This window comes from Brevundimonas sp. Root1423 (assembly GCF_001426805.1).
In genome coordinates, this window is record NZ_LMFL01000012.1 from 310,726 (window position 1) to 330,581 (window position 19,856).

The following is a 19,856-nucleotide window of genomic DNA, read 5'->3' on the forward strand; positions in this document are numbered from 1 at the left end:
CCGATCGGCGTCGCTGAAAGAGAGGGACCGCCCGGCGCTGCCAGGAACGGTTCGGGACCAGCGAAACCACGCCAGCCCCGTCAGGTCAAGCGGCGCCGCCTAGCCGAACGTCCATTGGGTCGTGACGGAGAGCACCGCAACGATGGCGATGACGAAGGGGATCTCATTGGTCATCCGCCAGAAGCGGCCGGTGCGAACCGACGTCCCGGCTGCGATCCGCTTCAGCTCGCCGGACAGGAAGCCGTGCCAGCCGCTGAGGGCGACGACGGCCAGCAGCTTGGTCGCCATCCATGGCTGGGCGAGGAAACCCCAGCCCTCGCCGAAGCCGTAGACGTGGATGAGGATCATCCAGACGCCGAAAATCCACGTCATCGTCATGGCCGGATTGATGATGATCTTCAGCAATCGCTTCTGCCAGGTCCGCAGCAGGCCCTGCATTTCGGAGCGGAGCGGCTCCGCCTTGTCGGCCTGTTCAGCGTCGTAGGCGTAGAGACGCGGCAGGAAGAGCATGCCGGCCATCCAGGCGATGACCGCAAGGATGTGCAGGCCCCGGACGACCTCGAACGCACCGATATCAAGCATCAGGCCGCCTTCCGTGCGCATTGGGCCGGGCAGGCCTTCCAGACGGCCCGGCAACCCTGACCGTAGGGCGCGACACCCTCGCGCGGCAAGGCCTCGACGACCGCGTCGGAGAGGGTCTGGATGAAGGGCGCGGCCACCCCGACGGCGGGGGTGCGCAGATAGGGGGCGACGCCCAGACCATGGGCCAGTTCGGCGTATTCTATGTCGAGCTCGACAAGGGTTTCGATATGTTCGGAGACGAAAGCGACCGGGGTGACGATGACGCCCAGCCCATGATCAGCGGCCTGCTGGATGGCTTCGGGCGTCGAGGGGCCCAGCCATTTCATCGGCCCGACCCGGCTCTGGTAGCAGATGGTCCAGTCTCTCTCGCGTTCGACCAGACCGGCGGCCGCGGCGATGGCGGCGCAGGTGGCCTCGACCTGCTCCTGATAAGGGTCGCCCTTCTTCGCGATCAGGCTTTCCGGGATGCCGTGGGCCGAGAACAGGACGCGGACGGGGCGGTCGCCAGCCTCGTCGAGCTTCGCCCGTACGGCCTCTGACTGGGCCACGATCCAGCCGGGGGCCTGCGGATAGCAGCAGACGGTGCGGCTGACGCCCGGCCCCGCGTACGCCTCGCGCCACGCCTTGAGCGAGGACTCGGTCGTGGTGGTGGAGAACTGCGGATAGAGGGGCAGCAGGACGATCTCGTCCGGCGCAAAGGCGGCGACCTCGGCGGCGGTCTGTTCGGTCAGAGGCGACCAGTAGCGCATGGCGATGAAGGCGCGGACCTCGTCACCGGGCAGCCGGTAGGTAAGCGACTGTTGCAGCGCCGTCGCCTGTTTGCGGGTCTCGGCCAGCAGGGGCGAACCGCCGCCCATCAGGGCGTAGTTGGCCTGGGCGCTGGTCTCGCGACGGCTTGAGATCAGGCCGGCCAGCCATGTCCGGAAGGGGTCAGGCAGGCCGATGATGGCCGGGTCGCGGAACAGGTTGAACAGGAAGGGCCGCACGCTGGCCTGATCGTCCGGTCCGCCGAGATTGAACAGGACGACGGCGATGCGGCGTCCGGACCCGCTCATTGGGCGCCGATCCGCTTCAGCACCTGTTCGACATGGGCGATCGGCACGTCGGGCAGGATGCCGTGGCCGAGATTGAAGATCCACGGCCCCTGCCCCCAGGCCTCGAGCAGCTGATCGACGCGGCGGTCCAGCATCGGCCCGCCGGCCCGCAGCAGCAGGGGATCCAGCGCGCCCTGGATCGGCTTGATCGCCTGAACGCGGCGACCGATCTCCAGCGGACAGGCGGTATCCAGCGCCACGGCCTGAACATCGACCTCGGCCGCATACCGTTCCGCCAGGGCCGCCGAGCCCCGGGGGAAGCCGATCAGGGGCACGGTGACGCCCAGTTCGCGCGTGCGGCGCACCAGCTGCTGATGGGGACGCAGGACGAGGGTTTCGAACAGGTCTTCCGGCAGGCCCTCGGCCCAGCTCTCGAAGATCTTCAGCACCTGGGCGCCGGCGTCGGCCTGCATTTTCAGATAATGGGCGGTGGCCTCGACCAGCACCTCCAGCAGGGCCGCCACCTTCTCCGGCTCGGCATAGGCGTAGGTCCGGGCCTGGGCGCGCTCGCCCTTGCCTATGGTCCGGGCCTCGCCGTCCAGCATGTAGGTGGCCACCGTCCAGGGCGCCCCGGCGAAGCCGATCAGGGCGCGTTCGGGCTGCAGCTCGCTGCGCACGATCGACAGGGTCTGGCCGACCTGTTTCAGCGCCTCGCCAGCCCCGGAGGTCAGATCACGCATGGCCTCGACCGGCGGCAGGGCGCCCAGCCGCGGACCCTCGCCGGCCTCGAACCAGACCTCCTGACCGAGAGCCCGGGGGATCAGCAGGATGTCGGCGAAGACGATGGCGGCGTCGAAGCCGAACCGTCGCATTGGCTGCAACGTCGCCTCGGCGGCCTTTTCGGGGTTCAGGCAGAAGGAGATGAAGTCCGGCGTCGTCGCCCTGAGGGCCCGGTACTCCGGCAGGTAGCGCCCTGCCTGACGCATGAACCAGACCGGCGGACGCGACGGCGTCTCTCCGGCGAGAACCTTGAGAAGCAGCGGTGTGGGGGGCGAGGCGGTCATCTGACGTCGGTCCTACCGGTGGCCCGGTTCAGGCTCAACCCCGGGCCGTGTCGCACCCTTCCAATCCTTATCAAGAAAAGATTCGAAGAATGGGAGGTAGAAGGCAGGACCGGGGATGACGGGGATAAGCCGGACCACACGGCTGCGGGCGGACGGGTTTTCCGCAAACGGTCACAGACGATGCACCGGGTTTCACCGGGCTGGTGAAAGCGGGGATAGATCCTAACGAGGCCTTAAGGGCGGGCTTTGCGGGCCGGCGGGCCCCAGGGACGCTGGGCGCCGTTAACGTCTCATTAAGGATCTCCACAGGCGAACCGCGAACGGGTCGCGGCATCGGGATGAACCGGCCCGGCTGTGGGAGTCCCGTCCACCCCTATCCCCGCTCGCCGCCCTCGCCCGGCCCGGCTATAGGAAAAGGCTGACAGCCCCGGGCCAATGGCGCCCCGCCCTGTCCACAGGAGTCTCGCACATATGGACAGCCGCCGATGACGGGCTCAACAGGGACGGGCCGCGCGACGGGGCCTTCGCGGCTGGCCACCTATTTCCACGTTCATCTGGTCTCCGACTCGACGGGCGAGACGCTGAACGCCATGGCCAAGGCCGTGGTGGCGCGCTTCGACGGGGTCATTCCGATCGAGCACATCTACGCCCTGGTGCGGAACGACAAGCAGATGGACCGGGTGCTGGAGGAGATCGCCTCCTCGCCGGGCGTTGTGCTGCACACCCTCGTCGACCGCGAACTGCGCGAACAGCTGGAGGCGGGGTGCCGCCGCCTGGACATGCCCCAGATCGCGGCGCTGGATCCGCTGGTCGGTGCCCTGTCGCGCTATCTGGGCGCGGCCCTGTCGACGCGGGTGGGAGCTCAGCATGCGCTGGACACCGACTACTTCAACCGGATCGCGGCGCTGGACTTCGCCATGGCCCACGACGACGGCCAGGGCACGACGGCCCAGCTTGAGGGCGCAGACGTGGTGCTGTGCGGGGTCAGCCGCACCTCCAAGACGCCGACCTGCATCTATCTGGCCCACCGCGGCATCCGGGCGGCCAATGTGCCGCTGGTGCCGGGGCAGGAGGACGGGGAGCGGCTGGTCGGGCTGAAGAATCCGCTGATCATCGGCCTGACGGTGTCGCCGGACCGGCTGGTTCAGATCCGCAAGAACCGGCTGGACGGGCTGAACGCCACCCGCGCATCGTCCTATGTGGACCATGACTCGGTGCGCGACGAGACAGTGAAGGCGCGGCGGGCCTTCGAGCGGCGCGGCTGGCCGGTGATCGATGTGACGCGGCGGTCGGTAGAAGAGACGGCGGCGGCGATCATCAATGTGCTGAACGAGCGGCGCACGCGTCGGTTGGGGGCGACCTGGTGAGCGGCGAACGTCTCATACTGGCGTCGAAAAGCGCCGCCCGGCGGGCCATGCTCGACGGCGCCGGCGTGCCGTTCGCGGTTCAGGTCGCGGATGTTGACGAGGACGCGGTCAAGGCGACGCATGACCCGACCGATGCGGCCGGGCTGGCGGTCGAGCTGGCGCGGGTGAAGGCGCTGGCGGTGTCGCGGCACGATGCGGACGCCTGGGTGCTGGGCGCGGACCAGACCCTGGCCTTCGAGGGCGGGCTGGTGTCGAAGGCCGGATCGCTGGAGGCGGCGCGGGAGCGGCTCAAGGCGATGCGGGGCAAGACGCATCAGCTGCACTCCGGGGCGGCGCTGGCGCGAAACGGTCAGGTGGTCTGGTCCGGCGTCGACACGGCGGTCATGCGGGTGCGGAATTTCTCGGACGCCTTTCTGGACGCCTATCTGAAGGCCGAGGGCGAAGGCCTGCTGGCCTGCGTCGGCTCCTATCGGCTGGAGGGGATGGGGTCGCAGTTGTTCGAGGCGGTCGACGGCGACTATTTCACTGTCCTGGGCCTGCCGCTGTGGCCGGTGCTGGAGGAGCTGCGGCGGGCCGGGGTGCTGCGGTCATGACCCTGGTCGCGGGCGTCGCCGGGCAGCCGATCGCCCACTCGCTGAGCCCCGTCATCCACGGAGCCTGGATCGCGGCAGCGGGACTAGACGCTGTCTATGAACGCTTCGGGCCGGCGGATGCGGCGGGGTTTGTGGAACTGGTCGACCGGGGGCGAGCGGGATCACTGCGCGGACTGAATGTGACCTCCCCTTTCAAGGAGCAGGCGCTGGCCCTGGCGGATGAGGCGAGTGAGACGGCGCGGGCCTGTGGCGCGGCCAATCTGCTGGTGTTCGACAATGGCCGGGTCCGGGCGGACAGTACCGACGGCCGTGGGTTGATGGCGGCGCTGGCTGAGCAGGCGTCGGGACTGGATGTTTCCGGCCGGACGGTGGTCGTGCTGGGCGCGGGCGGCGCAGCCCGGGCGGCGGCGGCGGCGTTGAAGGCGGCGGGGGCCGAGGTCGGGGTGCGGAACCGGACGGTGGAACGAGCGCAGGCGCTGGCGGACGACCTGGGCGTGGCGGTGGTCGACGCCGGCGCGCTCGGACAGGCCGCGCTGGTGGTCAACGCCCTGAGCGTCCCGCCCGCAATCGATCTCGCGGCGCTGCGGGACGACGCGGTCCTGATGGACATGACCTACAAGCCGCTGCTCACGCCGTTTCTGGCGGAGGGCCGGGCGCGGGGGCTGACGACGGTTGACGGACTGGCCATGCTGATCGGGCAGGCGGGGCCGTCGTTCCGGGCGCTTTTCGGGATCGCCCCGCCGGCTCTCGATGTTCGGGCGGCAGCGCTCGCGGCTCTGGGAGAGACGGCGTGATCGTTCTGGGTCTGACCGGCTCCATCGGCATGGGCAAGTCGACGACGACGGCCATGTTCGCCGACGCCGGCGCCCTGGTTTGGAATGCGGATGAGGCCGTGCATCGGCTCTACGCGCCGGGCGGGGCGGCGGTCGGGCCGGTGGGAAAGGCCTTTCCGGGCGTTGTCGTCGACGGAGCCGTGGACCGGACGCGCCTGGCCGAGGCGCTGGGACGCGACGATCAGGCCTTCAAGCGGCTCGAGGCCATCGTCCATCCGCTGGTGATGGCGCATCGGCTTGAGGATCTGGCGGCGGCGGAAAGCCGGGGTGTCAGGCTCGCCGTGCTGGACATCCCCCTGCTGTTCGAGACGGGCGGCGACGCCGCGGTTGACGCGGTGGTGGTGGTGACCGCTCCGGCCGAAGTGCAGGCGGCGCGGGTGCTGGCCCGGCCCGGCATGACCCGCGAACGGTTCGAGGCCATTCTGTCCCGGCAACTGCCGGACGCAGAAAAGCGCCGACGGGCGGACTTCGTGGTCGACACCGGCGAGGGGCTGGAGGCGGCGCGGGCCCGGGTGGTCGAAATCGTGGGGATGGTTCTGGCCGAGGGGTGGTCTCCGCCCCGGCGCGGCCTTCCGAAAGACGGCGAACCGCGCCAATAAGGGCCATGTCCCGCGAAATCGTACTCGACACCGAAACCACCGGCTTCGACCCCCGCACGGGCGACCGGATGATCGAGGTCGGCTGTATCGAGATCGAGGATCTGCTGCCGACCGGGCGGACCTTTCACCGGTTGATCCACCCCGAGCGGCTGATCCCGCCGGACGCGATCCGGGTGCACGGCATCACCGACGACAAGGTGAAGGACGCGCCCAAATTCGCCGAGATCGTCATCGACCTGTGCGACTTCATCGGCGACGCGCCGATCATCGCCCACAACGCCCAGTTCGACCGCAACTTCATCGACCACGAGTTCGGGCGCTGCGGCCGGCCGCTGTTCCCTGAAGACCGCTGGATCGACACGCTGAAGCTGGCCCAGACGCGATTTCCGGGCATGCCCAACTCGCTGGACGCCCTGTGCAAGCGCTACAAGATCAGCTTGGTCGAACGCAGCCTGCACGGCGCCCTGATCGACGCCCGTCTGCTGGCCGAGGTGTATCTGGAGCTGAAGGGCGGCAAGGAACGGCGGCTGGACCTGTCGGCGTCGCGCACCGTCGCCACGGCGGCCGCCGCGGCCTATGCGGCGGCAGGTTATCCGCCTCGCCCCCGTCCGCTGGAGCCGCGCGGAAGTGAGGCCGAGCATGCGGCGCACGAAGCCTTCCTGCAGGCGACGCTCAAGGACCTGTCGCTGTGGAAGGGCTATGGCTTGGAGATCGAAGCGGCCTGACCGCTTCTCCCTCCCCCTTGTGGGGAGGGATGTCGGCGCGAAGCGACGACAGGGTGGGGTGCGTCTGACATTCCCCACCCGGTCGCTTCGCGACCACCCTCCCCATGAAGGGGAGGGAGAGTTCCGCTTACGCCTTGCCCTGCTCGGCCGGGCCGCGGGCGATGGACTGCTGGCGGGCGACATAGATGCCGGCGAAGTCGATCGGGTCCAGCATGAAGGGCGGATAGAAGCCGCCGTCCGAGGTGGCGCGGGCAATGATCTCGCGGGCGAACGGGAACAGGTAGCGCGGGCATTCGATCAGCAGCAGCGGCTCGATGTCCTGCTCGGGCACGCCCTGCAGGGCGAACAGGCCGCCGTACTGGAGCTCGACGTTGAAGACGGTCATGGCCTCGGTGGTGGCCTTGATGGTCAGGCGCAGCTCGACCTCGAACAGGCCGTCCGGACGGCCCTGGGCGTTCATCTCGACGCCCATGTCGATGGCGGGCTTGCCGTCCACGCGCAGGCTGTCGGGAGCCCTGGGGTTTTCGAAGGACAGGTCCTTGACGTACTGGGCGACGATGCGGAAGCCGGGGCCCTGCGGCGCGCCCTGCTGGGCGGTGTCGGCGGGGGCGGCCGTGTTGGCGTCGGCGGGAGGGGCGGCGTCGGTCATCGATCGGGTCTGTCTGAAGAGGGTGAACGGCGTCGTATCGGACGCCCCGGAAGGCGCGGCGACTAGCACGAGGGCGGGGGTGCGGCAACGACGCTCCCCTGCCATCAGGGGCGGTTCAGGTTGCGCGGCCCTATATCAGCCCCTAATCGTCAACCGTCGCGCCCGCCGTTTCGCGGACGCCAGTCAAGGATTGCCAGTGCCGCCGGTCCAGATTCAGATCGTCATCTTCGCCGTGATCGCCGCTATCGTCCTGTTCCAGCTCTACAATGTGCTGGGCAAGAAGGTCGGCCGTCAGCCCGAGGATGACGCCCGCGCCAAGCCGGCGACCATCCCCGCCGGCGCCAAGGCCGAAGCGGCCGGGGCCCGTCCGAACGTTCTGGACGCCGTCACCGCCGCGTCCATCGCCGGTCTGAAGGCCCGCGATCCCAATTTCGACCCCGTCCGCTTCCTCGAGGGCGCGCGACAGGCGCATGAGACCATCGTGCGGGCCTACGCCGCCGGCGACCGCGAGACGCTGAAGCCCCTGCTGACCCCGACCGTCATGGCCTCGTTCGAGGCCGGCATCGCCGCGCGCGAGGCCCGGGCCGAAACCGAGGTCGCCGAATTCCTGCACCCCGCCCGCGCCGATCTGGAGCTCGCTTCCGCCGAGGAGAACCGCGCCATGGCCAAGGTCCGCTTCCTGGCCGAACTGCGCAATACGGTGACGCCCGCGGACGCCGCCGCGGAGCCGCAGATCGAGGAGCGCCGCGTCGCCGAACTGTGGACCTTCGAACGGACCCTCGGCGCCAGCGATCCGAACTGGGTCCTGGCCCGCACCGAACCCGCCGCCGCCTGATGCGGGGCGCAGGGCCCGGGGTCGCCGCGCTGGCGCTGGTCATGCTGGCGGGTTGCGCGACGACACCCGTCCCCGGCCCGCCGCCGCTGCCGTCGTCTGCGCCCTCTCCCGCCCAGCCCCGGCCGGCGCCGCCACGTCCCGCGCCGGTTGCCCCTGCCGGATTGAGCCCGGCCTCCCTGCCCGGCTGGTCCGGCGAGGACCATCTGGCGGCCTTCGAGGCCTATGCCGTAGGCTGCACGGCGGCCCGTGAAGCCGCCGCCCGCGCGCAGTGCGCCGAGGCCACGCACATCAAACAGACGTCGAGGCCGGTGACCCGCGCGGCAGCGCGCGCCTTCTTCGAGAACGGCTTCACCGTCGTGGCGGCCGAGACGACGGACGGCGGTCCCGGGTTGCTCACCTCCTATTTTGCGCCGGAATACCCTGCCCGGACGAGGCCGAGCGCCGAGTTCGACGCGCCTGTCCTGCCCCGGCCCCCGCTCTGGTCGCGCGGCGACGTCATGGCTGTACGTTCCGATCTGGAGGTCGGCCCCCACGACGACGCCCTCGCCTGGATGCGGGCCGAGGACCTGTTCTTTATGCAGATCCAGGGCTCGGGCTATCTGACGCTGGAGGACGGATCGCGGTTCCGCGCGGCCTACGCCGCCGACAATGGCCGACCCTTCACCGGCATCGCGCGGCCGATGGCGGACCGGGGACTGCTGCCCCGCAACGGAACCTCGGGCGACGCCATTCGCGCCTGGCTGGCGGCCCATCGGGGCGCCGAGGCGCGCGAGGTGATGGCGCTGAATCCGCGCTACATTTTCTTCAAGGTGGACCCCGACGACGGGGGCGACCCCGCCGGGGCGGCGGGCATTCCCCTGCCCGCCCGGCGCGCCATCGCGGTCGACCCGGCCAGCTGGCGCTATGGCGATCTGGTGTGGATCTCGGCCGACGGCGGAAACCTGACCGGGGCCCGGGGCAGCTATCAGGGTCTGGTCATGGCGCTGGACACCGGCTCGGCCATCCGTGGCCCGGTCCGCGCCGATCTCTATATGGGCCGGGGCGAGGCTGCGGGGGCCGAGGCCGGGACCGTGCGGCATCCGCTGCGAATGTGGCGGCTGGTTCCGAAGGGGTAGCTCAGTGTCTCCTCCCTGTCGCGCAGCGATGGGGAGGTGGCGCGGCGCGGCTTCGCGCCGTGACGGAGGGGGCGGCGCAAGGGTCAGCCAGCCTTCCGCAAATCACTCTCCGTCGGCGCCGCCCCCTCCACCCCCCGCGCTGAGTCGCGCGGGCGGTCCCCCTCCCCATCGGCTTCGCCGACAGGGAGGAGACGGGTGCTACCGCCGCTTCAGCCCGCCCAGCAGGCCGCGCAGCAGTTCCCGCGTGAGCGTGGACCCCGCCGTCCGCAGTACCGATTTGGTGGCCGCCTCGATCGGCGTTTCCCGCGTCGAGCGGCGGGGCGCAGCGCGAGGACGCGCCACCTCCCGGTCGTAGCGGGCCTGTTCGCGGGCCTGTTCCTTCTCGCGGGCGGCGGCGGCCTTCTCCGCATCCTTCGCGGCGGCAGCCTCGGCCTTGGCGCGGGCCTCGGCCAGTTTGGCGTCAGCGGCGGCCTGGTCCTGTTCGCCGCGGCGGGCGTTCAGGATTTCCTCGGCGGATTCGCGATCGACCATGGTCTCGTACAGACCACGCACCGGGCTGGCGGCCATGACGGCGGCGCGCTCGGCGTCGGTCGCCGGGCCCAGACGGCTGTCCGGCGGGCGGATGGCGGTGCGGGCCACGACGCGGGGCGCGCCCTTTTCGTCCAGCGTCGAGACCAGCGCCTCGCCGACGCCCAGACCCTGGATGGCCTCGGCCGTGTCGAAGGCGGGGTTGGCGCGGAAGCTCTCGGAGGCCGCCTTCAGGCCCCGTTGTTCGGCGGGGGTGTAGGCGCGGAGCGCATGCTGGATGCGGTTGCCGAGCTGGGCCAGGACGCTGTCGGGAATGTCGGCCGGGTTCTGGGTGACGAAATAGACGCCGACGCCCTTGGAGCGTGAACAGCAGGTGGGCCTCGTCGAAGAAGAAGACGAGGCGCGGCTTGTCGGGGTCGCCGACCTCGGGCAGCTGTTCGAACAGCTCCGACAGCAGCCAGAGCAGGAAGGCGGCGTAGAGGCGCGGGCTGGCCATCAGCTTCGTCGCGTCCAGCACATTGACCTGACCGCGGCCGTCCAGACCGGTGCGCATCATGTCTTCCAGCCGCAGGGCCGGTTCGCCGAAGAAGGCCTTGCCGCCCTGCTGCTCCAGCTGGAGCACGGCGCGCTGGATCGACGCGATGGAGGCGGGGGCGACATTGCCGACCTCGCGGCCGATCCGCTCGGCGTTCTCGCCGAGATAGGCCAGCATGGCGCGCAGGTCGTCGAGGTCGAGCAGCAGCAGCTTTTCGGTGTCGGCGACGTGGAACAGGACGGACAGGACGCCTTCCTGCACCTCGTTGAGGTTCAGCATCCGCGCCAGAAGCACCGGGCCGATCTCGGAGACGGTGGTGCGGATCGGATGGCCCTTGAGGCCGTACAGGTCCCAGAAGACCACCGGCGCGGCCTTGGGTTGAAGCGTCAGCCCCATGGAGGCGGCGCGGGCCAGCAGCTTCTCATTGGGGGAGCCGGGGACGCAGACGCCCGACAGGTCGCCTTTCACATCGGCGCAGAAGACCGGGACGCCGGCGTCGGAAAAGCCTTGGGCCATGATCTGCAGGGTGACCGTCTTGCCGGTGCCGGTGGCGCCGGCGACAACGCCGTGGCGGTTGGCGCGGTTGAGCAGGAGGGTCTGGGCCAGGTTCGCGCCGTCACCCGCCCCTCCGTCCATGGATTGGCCGAGGAAGATGCCGGGGGCGTCGGTCATGGGGAGAGCTCCTGAATGCCGCCCACATTCCCGCGCCCGGCCCCGGGCCACAAGCGCCTTGTCGAGATCATTGACCGAACCCGCGACGCCGCCGACCATGCACCTATGAAACCGCCCATCGTCCTGCCGACCTCCTCCGTCGCGCGCAACGCGCTGGTCCTCATCGCCGTGGTGGCGGCCGGAGCGGCGCTCTACTGGCTGCGCGGCATACTGACGCCGCTGGCCATGGCGATCTTCCTGATGATCATGGTCGACGGAGTGAAGCGGTCGATCGAGGCGCGGACGCCGATCCCGGGCCGCTGGGCCGGCGCGGCGGCGCTGACGGTCGTGGTGGTGGGCTTCCTGATTTCCATCGTCATCATCGTCAACGGAGCCGCCGGCTTCTTCGACCAGGCGACCGGCATCACCGGCCGGATCGGGCCGCGGATCGACCAGATTCTGATCGACGGCGGACGGATGTTCGGCGTCGAGACGGCGCCGACGGCGGCCGAGCTGCTGAGCGGTCTGGACGTGCGCAGCTATCTGACGGCCGCGGCCATGCAGGCGCAGGGGATTCTGTCGGGCGCCTTCTTCGTCATGGTCTATCTGGCCTTCCTGCTGGCCTCGCAGTCCGGGTTCCGGCGCAAGCTGGTCGGCCTGTTCCCGGCCCGAGAGAGCCGCGCCGAGGCGCTGGAGGTGTTTCACCGGGTGCGTGGCGGGGTCGAGGGCTATCTGTGGGTCCAGACCGTCACCGGGGCCATGATCTGCGCCGCCGCCTGGCTGCTGATGCGGGCGGTAGGGCTGCAGAACGCCGAGTTCTGGACCTTCGTCATCTTCGTGGTCGGCTTCATCCCGGTGCTGGGCGGGGCCGTCGCCGGTCTGGCGCCGCCGCTGTTCGCCCTGGTGCAGTTCGAAAGCTACTGGCCGGCCGCGGTGTTGCTGATCGGATTGCAGGCGATCCTGTTCATCAGCGGCAACATGATCCAGCCGCGCATGCAGGGCGACAACCAGAACATCGATCCGGTGGTGGTGCTGCTGTCGCTGGCCCTCTGGGGTCAGCTGTGGGGCGTGGTCGGCATGTTCCTGTCGACGCCGCTGGCGGTCATGGCCATGGCCGTGCTGGCCGAGTTCAAGGGCTCTCGCTGGATGGCGATCCTGCTGTCGGGCGACGGCGAACCCTATGCCGAGGACGACGAGCCGAAGCCGGTCGGGAACAAGCGAAGCCGCGTCAACCCGCCGCAGTCTGCGACCGACTGAGGCCCATCCGCCGCCCTTGATTGGTCACAACCGGCGCCTATCTCATCCCTGTCGCCGCGGCCCCTCCCCCTCCCCCAAGCCGCGGTGGACAGATCGGCGCCGACCCTCCCCCTCCCCGGGCGCCGATCCGAAGCAGGCCGCCGAACGCAAGTTCGGCGGCCTTGTCGTATCCGGAACCCGCTGCGCGACATCCGCGCCACAGGGCCTGATCGAACCGCGATCCGGGCGGAACGGGCGTGCGAGGTCCCCGTTAGCGGCGGCGGAAGGGCGAAGCGCGGACGGTCCGCGAACAGCTCGAAGGATACTCCCCATGTACAGAACTCTCTCCGCCGCTTCCCTGGCGGTCCTGCTGGCCGGCGTCGCGGCGCCCGCCCTGGCTCAATCCGCTCCCGACTGGACCGGCCCCTACATCGGCGTCTACGGCGGCGTGGTCGAGAACAACGAGGAGGCCGGCGAAGGTCTGGTCTTCGACCGCGACTTCGATGGTCAGTTCGACGACACCGTGGTGCTGAACGGCACGACCAATGACGCCTTCAGCCCGGGTTCCTGCGACGGCGCAGCGACGGCCCAGGCCGCGGGCGGCGGCTGCGACATCGACCCGACCGGCGTCGATGGTTCGATCCGCGCCGGCTACGACATGCAGCTCGGTCCGCTGGTCGTGGGTCTGGTCGGCGAACTGAGCGCCGTGGATCTGGAAGACTCGGTCACCGGCTTCAGCACCACTCCGGCCGCCTATGTCTTCACCCGTCAGGTGGACCAGATGGCCGCCATCCGCGCCCGCGTCGGCTTCCCCGTCGGCCGGGCCCTGTATTACGCCACGGCCGGCGCCGCCAAGGCCAAGGTCGAGAACAGCTTCCGCACCACCAACACGGCCAACAGCTTCACCGAGACGGTGAATGAGGACGACGCCGACGGCTATCAGCTGGGCGCGGGCGTCGAATGGAAGCTGGCCCGTAACCTGTCGGTCACCGGCGAGTACCTCTACTCAAACCTCCAGCCCGGCGACTATGTCGTGCGCGTCGGTCAGGGGACGGCTCCGGCCACCAACCCCTTCATCCTGGCCCCCAACACGGCCGGGACGGACATGATGCGCAGCAATGACGATCTGGAGCTTCACGCTCTGCGCATCGGCATGAACGTCCGCTTCTAGTCGCTTCCCGACGATCAGCGATCGGCGACGCCGGCTCCGGAAACGGGGCCGGCGTTTTCGCTTTTGGGGGTTCCCCGGACGGGCCGGCTGGCCTAGTCAGGCGGCCATCGGACAGCGGCCTTGCCCCGGTGGCGAAGCGGCCTAGTCTGAGCCCCCATCCGGCGGCCGATGCTGAGGCCGCGTCTGCAAGAGACCTGCCCATGTCCGGCGAACCGGCGTCAAAGCTTCCTCAGGCGATCACGCTGGAGGCGCTGGAGAAGCGGTTCCGCAAGGCCCTGACGGTCAAGCCCGACGCCCGCGCGCTGGACTTCCTCGCCCAGGCCTTTGAGGACTATGCGGCGGACGAGACCCCGGAACTGGGCGGCGACGACCTGGCCGTGCTGCTGGCCAATGTCTGGAAGGCCGCCGAAGGCCGCGCCCACGGCGAACCGGCGCGGATCACCGTCTCGCCGGTGACCGGCGCCGACGGGCGGGCGGCCGGCTACGATCTGCTGACCGTCATTCAGGACGACCGCCCCTTCCTCGTCGACAGCGTAATGGGCGAACTGGCCGAGGCCGGCGTCACCGTACGCTCGCTGTACCATCCGGTCACCGACGAGGACGGCGGACGGGAATCCGTCATCGTGGTGGTCATCGACCCCCTGCCGCAGGAACGTCGCGACGCCCTCGGCGAGGAAATGTCCGCGACCATGGCCGATGTGGCCGGAGCGGTGAACGACCATGCGGCGATGGCGGGCCTGATGGCGCGCTCGATCGAACATCTGGAGGGCGGACCCAAGGGCGTGGCCCCGGAGGTTCTGGCCGAGAATCTGGAATTCCTGCGCTGGCTGCAGCAGGACCATTTCGTCTTCCTCGGCGCGCGCGACTACGACTATCCGCGCTCGAAGGACGGCGGCTACGAGGCCGAGGCGCCGTTGTCGCAATCGGGCGCCGGTCTGGGCGTGCTGGCCGATCCGAACCGGACGGTGCTGCGCCGCGCCAATGAGCCGGCGGTGCTGACCAGATCGATGAAGAAACAGCTGGACCTGTCCGAACCGGTGACGGTGGCCAAGGCCAACGTCCGGTCGCGGGTGCACCGCCGGGCCTATATGGACTACGTCGGGGTCAAGCGGTTCGGCCCGGACGGGCGTCCGTCGGGCGAGACCCGCTTCGTCGGCCTGTTCACCGCCGAGGCCTATGACCGGGCCGCCGCCGAGGTCCCGCTGATCCGGCGCAAGGTCGCCGGCGCCCTGGCCCGCGGCGGCAAGATCGAGGGCAGCCACAGCCACAAGCGGCTGAAGAACATCCTCGAGAACTATCCGCGCGACGAACTCTTCCAGATCGGCGAGGACGAGCTGCTGGATATCTCGCTGGGCATCCTGCACCTGCACGACCGGCCCCGGATCAAGATCTTCACGCGCAAGGACCCTTTCGACCGGTTCGTTTCGATCCTCGCCTTTATTCCGCGCGAGCGGTTCGACGCCTCGGTCCGTGAACGGATCGGCGGCATCCTGGCCAAGGCCTGGGGCGGGCGGATGTCGGCCTGGTATCCGCAGCTGTCGGACCAGCCGCTGGTGCGCATCCACTACATCATCGGCGTCACCCCGGGCGATCATCCGTGCCCGGATCAAACCGAGCTGGAGGCCCGGGTCGCCGAGGCCGGCCGCAGCTGGATCGACCTGTTCGAAGCCGCCCTGCGCGCCGCAGACGTGGACGACGTCGCCGTCGGCCCGCTGAGCGTGCGCTGGGCCGATGCCTTCGGCGCCGGCTATCGCGACCGCTATGACGCGGACGAGGCCGTGCGCGACCTGCAGGCGATCGACGGACTGAACACATCGGGTCAGGTCGGCTCGGGCGATCCCGTGTCGGTTCGCGCCTTCCGCACGGCGGAAGACGGCCCGCTGAACTTCCGCTTCAAACTGTATCGCCGCGGCTCGGCCGTGCCGCTTTCGGACGTGCTGCCGATCCTGGCCGACATGGGGCTGAAGACGCTGGAGGAATGGGGCCACGCCCTGAAGCCGACCGGCGGCCAGAACATCCATGTCCATGAATTCCTGCTCGAGGACCCGCGCGGCGGCGACCTGAAGTTCGAGGACGTGAAGGGACCGTTCGAGGCCGCCTTCTCGGCCGTCTGGACCGGCCTGACCGAGAGCGACGGCTTCAACCGTCTGGTGCTGGAGCTCGGCGTCGACTGGCGCGAGGCGGCGCTGGTTCGCACCCTCGCCCGCTATCGCCAGCAGACCGGTCTCGACCCGTCGCAGGCCGTGCAGGAAGAGGCGCTGCGCGACTATCCCGCCGTGGCGCGCGCGATCCTCGAATTGTTCGAAACGAAGTTCGATCCGGCCCGGGGCGGCGACGGCGAAAGCCGCGAGGCCGCGGTCGCCAAACTGGTCGCCGGCATCAACGCCCTGCTGCAGGACGTGAAGAGTCTGGACCACGACCGCGCGCTGCGCCGGATGGCCCTGCTGGTCGAGGCGATCAAGCGGACCAACTATTATCAGGCGGGACCCGACGGCCGGCCCAAGGCGCACATCTCGATCAAGATCGCCTCGCGCGAACTGGCCGACCTGCCGCTGCCCAAGCCGTTCCGCGAGATCTTCGTCTGGGCGCCGCATATCGAGGGCGTCCACCTGCGCTTCGGCCCCGTGGCGCGCGGCGGCCTTCGCTGGTCTGACCGCCGCGACGACTTCCGCACCGAGGTGCTGGGTCTGGTCAAGGCGCAGCAGGTCAAGAACGCCGTCATCGTGCCGGTCGGCTCCAAGGGCGGCTTCTTCCCCAAACATCTGGCCGCCATCGTGCGCGCCGGGGGCGACCGCGACGCCCAGCAGGGCGAGGCCATCCGCGCCTACAAGACCTTCCTGTCGGGTCTGCTGGACGTCACTGACAACATCAACGCCAAGGGCAAGGTCGTTCCGCCCCAGCATGTGATCCGCTTCGAGGGCGACGACCCCTATCTGGTCGTGGCCGCCGACAAGGGCACCGCGACGTTCTCCGACATCGCCAACGGCGTGTCGCGCGACTACGGCTTCTGGCTGGACGACGCCTTCGCCTCGGGCGGCTCGGTCGGCTACGACCACAAGGTCATGGGCATCACGGCCCGCGGCGCCTGGGAAGCGGTCAAGCGCCACTTCCGCGAGATGGGCAAGGACATCCAGTCCGAACCCTTCACCGTCGTCGGCGTCGGCGACATGAGCGGCGACGTGTTCGGCAACGGCATGCTGCTGTCGAAACAGATCCAGCTGGTCGCGGCCTTCGACCACCGCGACATCTTCATCGACCCGACCCCGGATCCGGCCACGAGCTGGGTCGAGCGCGAACGCATGTTCCGCCTGCCGCGCTCCTCCTGGCAGGACTACGACAAGAAGAAGATTTCGAAGGGCGGCGGGATCTTCCCGCGCTCGGCCAAGTCGATCCAGCTGACGCCGCAGATCAAGGCGGCGCTCGACATCCAGGAGGACGTTCTCGACCCGGCTGCCCTGATGAAGGCCATCCTGAAGGCGCCCGCCGAGCTGCTCTATTTCGGCGGCATCGGCACCTATGTGAAGGCTCCGACCGAGAGCGACGCCCAGGTCGGCGACAAGGCCAATGACGCCATCCGTATCGACGGCGGCGAGGTGAAGGCCAAGGTCATCGGCGAGGGCGCCAACCTGGGCCTGACCCAGGCTGGCCGCATCGCCTTCGCGAGAAGCGGCGGCCGGATCAACACAGACGCCATCGACAACTCCGCGGGCGTGGATTCGTCCGATCACGAGGTCAACATCAAGATCCTGACCGGCACCGCCATCGCCTCGGGCTCGTTGAAGGCCGACAAGCGCGACGCCCTGCTGGCCTCCATGACTGACGAGGTCGGGCTGAAGGTGCTGGCCCACAACTACGACCAGACGCTGGCGATCTCGCTGCAGGAGGCGGAAGGCGCGCAGGCGCTGGATTCCCAACAGCGGTTCATGCAGTGGCTGGGGTCGAAGGGTAAGCTGGACCGCAAGGTCGAGGGCCTGCCCGACGATCTGAAGCTGGCCGAGATGAAGGCCTCGGGTCAGGCGCTGACCCGGCCCGAACTGGCCGTGCTTACCGCCTATTCCAAGCTGGAGCTGTTCGACGACATCGTCGCCTCGGCGGCCCCCGACGACGCCTTCTTCAAACAGACCCTGGTCCGCTATTTCCCGGCCCCGCTGGCGAAATACGAAGCCGATATGCAGCGCCACCGGCTGCGGCGTGAGATCATCTCGACGATCCTGTCGAACGAGATCGTCAACATGGCCGGGCCGACCTTCCCCGAGCGGCTGCGTCAGGCGACGCGCTGCGACACGGGGGCCATGGTCATCGCCTTCGAGGCCGCGCGCCAGATCTTCCGCCTCGACGAGGCGTGGGACGCGGTGTCGGCCCTCGACCGGAAGATCCCGGCCGAGGCCCAGATGGCCCTTTACGGGGAAATCGCCACCGTGCTGCGCCGCCAGACCTTCTTCCTGGCCCGCCGCGCCATGCGCAAGGGCTGCACGGTCGGCCAGCTGATCGAGGCCTACCGCCCCGCGGCCGACGCCCTGCGCGCCGCCGGAGGCGCGGTGCTGTCGCGGTTCGAACAGGCGCGGCTCGAGGACCGGGTCCAGACCTTCATCGGCCTGGGCGCGTCCAAGGCCATGGCGCGCGACTTCGCCATGCTGCGGCCGCTGGTCGCCACCGTCGACATCGGCGATCTGGCCCGCGAGGCGAAATGGCCGGAGCCGGCCATGGCCATGCTGTACCATCAGGTCGGCGCGGCCTTCGACATCGACCGGCTTCGCGCCGCTGCGGGTCATGTGCCGATGGCGGATCATTTCGACAGTCTGGCGGTGCGCCGCCTGATCGAGGATCTGATGGCCGAACACGTCCTGCTGACCCGCGCCGTGGCCAAGGGCTCCAAGGCCTCGGTCGGGGCCAGCGAGGCGGCGGCGGAGACCGCCGTCGACGCCTGGATCGGGCCGCGTCTGGAGACGGTGGAAGGCGTGCGCAACTCGGTCGACGAGATCGAGGCCTCGGGCTCGGGCTGGACCTTCGCGAAACTGACCATCGCCAACGGCGCCATTCGTGAGATAGCCTCAGCCGCAGGCTGAGGGCTTATCCATGCCGCGCAAGTTTCTGGTCGTCGTCGACGACAGCCCGGAGTTCGAGTCCGCCCTGCGCTACGCCGCGCGGCGGGCCCGTTCGACCGGCGGGCGGGTGGCCATGCTGCGCGTCATCCCGGCGGCGGCGGCGGACGCCCACTGGTCCGGCGTGCGCGAGGAGATCGAGCGCCAGACGCGGCTCGAGGCCGAGACCCTGCTGAACAAATGGGCCGACGAGGCCGCGGAGCGTTCGGGCGCGACGCCGATGCTGCTGATCGAACGCGGCGAGGCCCAGGCGGCGATCCGAAAGGTTGTCGGCGAGGATCCCGAGATCAAGATTCTGGTGCTGGCGGCAGGCAGCGGCGGGCGCGGCCCGGGGCCTCTGGTCGGGGCGGTAGTCAAACAGGGCGCCGCCTTCACGGGGCGGAAACTGCCGGTCACCATCGTGCCGGGGGAGCTGACCGAGAAGGACATCGAGGACCTGGCTTAGGTGGTAGCTTTCTCCCTCCCCCTTGTGGGGAGGGATGTCGGCGCGAAGCGACGACAGGGTGGGGTAGGGGCCGGACTTCCCCACCCGGTCGCTACGCGACCACCCTCCCCATGAAGGGGAGGGAGACGCAGGCCTTGAACCCGAGCCGCTCACGGCGCACTTACCCGCCATGTTCATCCAGACCGAACCCACCCCCAATCCGAATGTGCTGAAATTCCTGCCGGGGCGGGATGTTGCGCAGTCGCCGACCGACTTCGTCAATGCGGATGAGGCCGCCGCCTCGCCGCTGGCCGAGGCCCTGTTCGCGCTCGAGGGCGTGACGGGCGTCTTCTTCGGCTACGACTACGTCTCGGTGACGCGCGAGGCGCAGGGCCCGGAGTGGGCGACCATGAAGGCCCCCATCCTGGCCGCCGTCATGGATCATTTCGTCTCGGGCGCGCCCCTCATGCGCGGCGGATCCGCGGCGGCCGCACAGTCCACCGCCGAGGACACCGAAATCGTCGCCGAGATCAAACAGCTGCTGGACAGCCGCATCCGCCCGGCCGTGGCCCAGGACGGCGGCGACATCCTGTTCGACGCCTTCGACGAGGAGACCGGCGTCCTGACCCTGCGCATGCGCGGCGCCTGCGCCGGCTGCCCCTCGTCCTCGGCGACGCTGAAGGCCGGGGTCGAGCAGATGATGAAACACTACGTCCCGGAAGTGACGCGCGTTGAGCAGGTGTTTTAAGGGGCGTTATCGCTCGAGACGCGTTCGCCCGGCTGTTTGAGCGCGGCCTGAAACGAATACGTCTC

At 69.5% G+C, this 19,856-nt stretch carries 16 protein-coding genes and 1 pseudogene; 12 read left to right on the forward strand and 5 right to left on the reverse strand.

Annotation, left to right across the window (positions count from 1 at the left end; genetic code table 11):
- Positions 1–99 precede the first annotated feature (99 nt).
- The 3 genes from ASD25_RS08780 to hemE are packed head-to-tail and all read right to left on the reverse strand — an operon-like array spanning position 100 to position 2,680.
- Positions 100–582 (reverse strand): CopD family protein, encoded by a 483-nt coding sequence (locus tag ASD25_RS08780; protein WP_056617142.1) that lies wholly within the window; start codon positions 580–582, stop codon positions 100–102.
- On the reverse strand, positions 582–1,637 hold the full coding sequence (gene hemH, locus ASD25_RS08785; RefSeq protein ID WP_056616366.1) for a ferrochelatase: 1,056 nt from the start codon (positions 1,635–1,637) through the stop codon (positions 582–584). Before hemH ends, ASD25_RS08780 begins: the two co-directional genes overlap by 1 nt.
- Entirely contained in the window at positions 1,634–2,680 is a 1,047-nt protein-coding gene (gene hemE / locus ASD25_RS08790; RefSeq protein WP_056616370.1) for a uroporphyrinogen decarboxylase, read from the reverse strand. Before hemE ends, hemH begins: the two co-directional genes overlap by 4 nt.
- A 485-nt stretch (positions 2,681–3,165) precedes the next feature.
- Here hemE and ASD25_RS08795 point away from each other — a divergent pair, with 485 nt between their 5' ends.
- From ASD25_RS08795 to dnaQ, 5 genes are read left to right on the forward strand one after another with little or no spacing between them, the layout of a single operon-like run.
- A complete protein-coding gene (locus tag ASD25_RS08795) occupies positions 3,166–4,047 on the forward strand; it encodes a pyruvate, water dikinase regulatory protein (RefSeq protein WP_056616373.1) in 882 nt (293 codons plus the stop codon).
- A gap of 47 nt (positions 4,048–4,094) precedes the next feature.
- Positions 4,095–4,640: a nucleoside triphosphate pyrophosphatase gene (locus tag ASD25_RS08800; protein ID WP_056617145.1), complete on the forward strand. Its 546-nt coding sequence runs from the start codon at positions 4,095–4,097 to the stop codon at positions 4,638–4,640.
- Positions 4,637–5,434 carry a shikimate dehydrogenase gene (locus tag ASD25_RS08805; protein ID WP_056616375.1) on the forward strand — a complete coding sequence of 266 codons (798 nt, stop codon included), beginning with the start codon at positions 4,637–4,639 and terminating at the stop codon, positions 5,432–5,434. Before ASD25_RS08800 ends, ASD25_RS08805 begins: the two co-directional genes overlap by 4 nt.
- On the forward strand, positions 5,431–6,072 hold the full coding sequence (gene coaE, locus ASD25_RS08810; protein ID WP_056616380.1) for a dephospho-CoA kinase: 642 nt from the start codon (positions 5,431–5,433) through the stop codon (positions 6,070–6,072). Before ASD25_RS08805 ends, coaE begins: the two co-directional genes overlap by 4 nt.
- Positions 6,073–6,077: 5 nt before the next feature.
- On the forward strand, positions 6,078–6,797 hold the full coding sequence (gene dnaQ, locus ASD25_RS08815) for a DNA polymerase III subunit epsilon (protein ID WP_056616383.1): 720 nt from the start codon (positions 6,078–6,080) through the stop codon (positions 6,795–6,797).
- Between the two features lie 127 nt (positions 6,798–6,924).
- Here the strand turns inward: dnaQ and secB are convergent, their stop codons facing one another.
- Positions 6,925–7,446, reverse strand: a complete 522-nt coding sequence (secB, locus tag ASD25_RS08820) for a protein-export chaperone SecB (protein ID WP_056616386.1) — start codon at positions 7,444–7,446, stop codon at positions 6,925–6,927.
- 190 nt (positions 7,447–7,636) lie between these two features.
- On the opposite strand from secB, the gene timA reads away from it, so the two are divergent.
- Positions 7,637–8,281, forward strand: a complete 645-nt coding sequence (timA, locus tag ASD25_RS08825; RefSeq protein WP_235562676.1) for a TIM44-related membrane protein TimA — start codon at positions 7,637–7,639, stop codon at positions 8,279–8,281.
- A complete protein-coding gene (locus ASD25_RS08830; protein WP_056616390.1) occupies positions 8,281–9,396 on the forward strand; it encodes an MltA domain-containing protein in 1,116 nt (371 codons plus the stop codon). The genes timA and ASD25_RS08830 overlap by 1 nt, the downstream gene beginning before the upstream one ends.
- 198 nt (positions 9,397–9,594) lie before the next feature.
- Here the strand turns inward: ASD25_RS08830 and ASD25_RS08835 are convergent.
- Positions 9,595–11,131, reverse strand: a pseudogene (locus ASD25_RS08835) (helicase HerA-like domain-containing protein).
- A 15-nt stretch (positions 11,132–11,146) separates the two neighbouring features.
- On the opposite strand from ASD25_RS08835, the gene ASD25_RS08840 reads away from it, so the two are divergent.
- From ASD25_RS08840 to ASD25_RS08860, 5 genes are all read left to right on the forward strand, one after another.
- Positions 11,147–12,367 carry an AI-2E family transporter gene (locus tag ASD25_RS08840; RefSeq protein ID WP_369816560.1) on the forward strand — a complete coding sequence of 407 codons (1,221 nt, stop codon included), beginning with the start codon at positions 11,147–11,149 and terminating at the stop codon, positions 12,365–12,367.
- 310 nt (positions 12,368–12,677) lie between these two features.
- On the forward strand, positions 12,678–13,517 hold the full coding sequence (locus ASD25_RS08845; RefSeq protein ID WP_056616394.1) for an outer membrane protein: 840 nt from the start codon (positions 12,678–12,680) through the stop codon (positions 13,515–13,517).
- A gap of 200 nt (positions 13,518–13,717) precedes the next feature.
- Complete coding sequence (locus ASD25_RS08850; RefSeq protein WP_056616397.1) at positions 13,718–18,583, forward strand: NAD-glutamate dehydrogenase; 4,866 nt, start codon at positions 13,718–13,720, stop codon at positions 18,581–18,583.
- Positions 18,584–18,593: 10 nt separating this feature from the next.
- Positions 18,594–19,064 (forward strand): universal stress protein, encoded by a 471-nt coding sequence (locus ASD25_RS08855; RefSeq protein ID WP_056616400.1) that lies wholly within the window; start codon positions 18,594–18,596, stop codon positions 19,062–19,064.
- A 169-nt stretch (positions 19,065–19,233) separates the two neighbouring features.
- Positions 19,234–19,791 (forward strand): NifU family protein, encoded by a 558-nt coding sequence (locus tag ASD25_RS08860; RefSeq protein WP_056616407.1) that lies wholly within the window; start codon positions 19,234–19,236, stop codon positions 19,789–19,791.
- Positions 19,792–19,856: the final 65 nt, after the last annotated feature.